Annotated in this window: 4 protein-coding genes; all 4 read right to left on the bottom strand. The window is 68.4% G+C overall.

Annotation, left to right across the window (positions count from 1 at the left end; all coding sequences use genetic code 11):
* A partial coding sequence (locus tag ACFE99_RS24595; protein WP_375489422.1) for an NAD(+)/NADH kinase occupies positions 1-256 on the bottom strand: 256 nt, incomplete at its 3' end.
* Entirely contained in the window at positions 253-1062 is an 810-nt protein-coding gene (locus ACFE99_RS24590) for a TlyA family RNA methyltransferase (RefSeq protein ID WP_375489420.1), read from the bottom strand. The genes ACFE99_RS24590 and ACFE99_RS24595, both read right to left, overlap by 4 nt.
* Positions 1063-1068: 6 nt before the next feature.
* On the bottom strand, positions 1069-1245 hold the full coding sequence (locus ACFE99_RS24585; protein ID WP_169922538.1) for a hypothetical protein: 177 nt from the start codon (positions 1243-1245) through the stop codon (positions 1069-1071).
* 60 nt (positions 1246-1305) lie between these two features.
* On the bottom strand, positions 1306-2208 hold a 903-nt coding region (locus ACFE99_RS24580), incomplete at its 5' end, for an HAD hydrolase-like protein (protein ID WP_375489424.1).

Genomic DNA, 2208 nt, shown 5'->3' with positions numbered 1-2208 from the left:
CGTCACCTCCGAGCACTAGCACGAGTTCGCATCCTTCGGCGGCGCGAGGGTCCGCGTCGACCACCTCGATGTCGACGCCCAACGCCCGCATGTCGTCGGGCGACAGGTGCACCGAACCCCGGTCGACCGCCTCAGCCGACAGCGCGCGCAATCCAATCCCGTTGTCCGCCAGCGTTTTTTCGACCCGGCGCGCGGTATCGGTCACCTCTTCGCGTCCAGTGTGCACCACCAACAGCACCGTACGATCGTGCGTCATTGCGGCCCCTCGTCGACGGCGTGCCGTACCGCGTCAACCAACGCCTCGCCGGTTAGCGGCCGGTCCGCCTCGGCACGGAGCCACAAGAAGTATTCGACGTTGCCCGACGGGCCCGGCAGCGGGCTGGCTGTGACATCCACAGTGGGCCATCCCAGCTGCTCGGCCCGCCGCGCCACAGCGAGCACCGACTCGCGGCGCAGCTTCGGGTCATGCACCACACCGCCAGGCCCGACCTGACCCTTCCCGACCTCGAACTGCGGCTTCACCAAGGGAACGATATCGGCGTGCGGCCACGCGCATCCAGTCAAGGCCGGTAACACAGTGCGCAACGAGATGAACGACAGGTCAGCCACCACCACGTCGACCGGGCCACCGATGGCAGCAGGCGACAGATCACGGATGTTGGTGCGCTCGACGACCACCACCCGCGGATCGCACCGCAGCGACCACGCCAACTGTCCGTAGCCGACGTCGGCGGCGACGACTTCCCGCGCTCCCCGATCCAGCAGCACTTCGGTGAACCCACCGGTCGACGCGCCCGCATCGACGCAGCGTCGTCCCTCGACCGCAATGCCGAACGTATCAAGCGCCCCAATGAGTTTGAGAGCACCGCGCGACACCCAGTTGCGGTCGTCACCGTGCGCGACGGTGACGGCGGCGGTGACAGGCACGTTGGTGCTCGGCTTGGCCGCCAGCATCCCGTCGATACTCACCTTGCCGGCGCCGATCAACTCCGCGGCCTGCTGACGGGATCGCGCCAGCCCGCGCCGAACTAGCTCGGCGTCGATGCGGGCGCGCCGTGCCACGCGCGTTCAGCCCTTCTCCGCCGACTCCAGCGCGCGCACCAGCACGTCGTGCGCTTCGGAGAGTCGGCGCGCGATCTCGTCGAGGTCGGCCTCGGCGAGGCTGTTCTCATCGTCCGCGAGATCGGGCAGCCCGGCGAGCAGCGCGTTGATCTGAGCGCGGATCTGGTCAGGGTCGTATGTCACTGCGCCGCTCCTCCTCATCGCTTCGCTCTGCATCGTCGCCGGCGCGGGTCATTGCGCTCTTTACGCTAGCCGATCTTCGTCGGTGAGCAGGGACCAGCGGCTCAGGGCGTCGCGGGCTTGCTCGTCGCCGGCCTCGATAGTGACATGGTCGCCGTCGCAGCCTGCGTCCCAAACCGCCCTGGCGACGGCGCGGACGACCGACAGTCCATCCCCGGCGCTGGTGTCGTCGTTCGCGCTGACCATCACCGTCCCGTCACGGGTTTCGACTCGCCAGGCCGATTGCGGTGCAACCGCGAGCTGCTCGGCGTCCCGGTGCAGTGAGCGCAGGTCGTGTGCGATGTAGGTGGGCCGTTGCGACGGCACGGCATAAACGGCGTCGCGAGCCGAATTCACCCCGGTGAGCACCATCAGACTGGGCAGCTTTGCCGCGTTGGCGCCCGCGATATCGGTGTCCAAGCGGTCACCGACCACCAGCGGGGCGTGAAAGTCGCCGCGTGCCACCGCATCGGTCAGCAATGTCGGCGCCGGCTTACCGGCCACTTGCGGTTCGGCATCGGTTGCCGCTTGCAGTGCGGCAACCATCGACCCGTTGCCGGGCAGCAGCCCGCGTTCGGAGGGCAAGGTGCGGTCGACATTGGCCGCCACCCACAGCGCGCCCGCGCGGATGGCCAACGCGGCCTCAGCGAGATCGAGCCATCCTGTAGTGGGCGAGTGGCCCTGGACCACGGCCACCGGCTCGTCTTGCCACAACCGGACCGGCCGCAATCCGACTGCCGCTATCTCATTGGCCAGTGAATCGGTGCCCACAACCAGTACTCGCGAGCCGGGCGGAAGCTGGTCGGCGAGCACATGCGCGGCGGCCTGGCCGCTGGTGACGACGTCGTCGCCGGTTGCCGCGAAGCCCAAATCACGCAAGTGCTCGGCGACTTCGTCTGCCCCGCGGGACGCATTGTTGGTGATGAA

Origin of the sequence: uncultured Mycobacterium sp., from assembly GCF_964249325.1 — a bacterium.
In the GTDB taxonomy this organism is placed as follows: Bacteria; Actinomycetota; Actinomycetes; order Mycobacteriales; family Mycobacteriaceae; genus Mycobacterium.
Note: the sequence above shows the minus strand (reverse complement) of the source record. Positions and strands in the feature narration are given on the sequence as shown.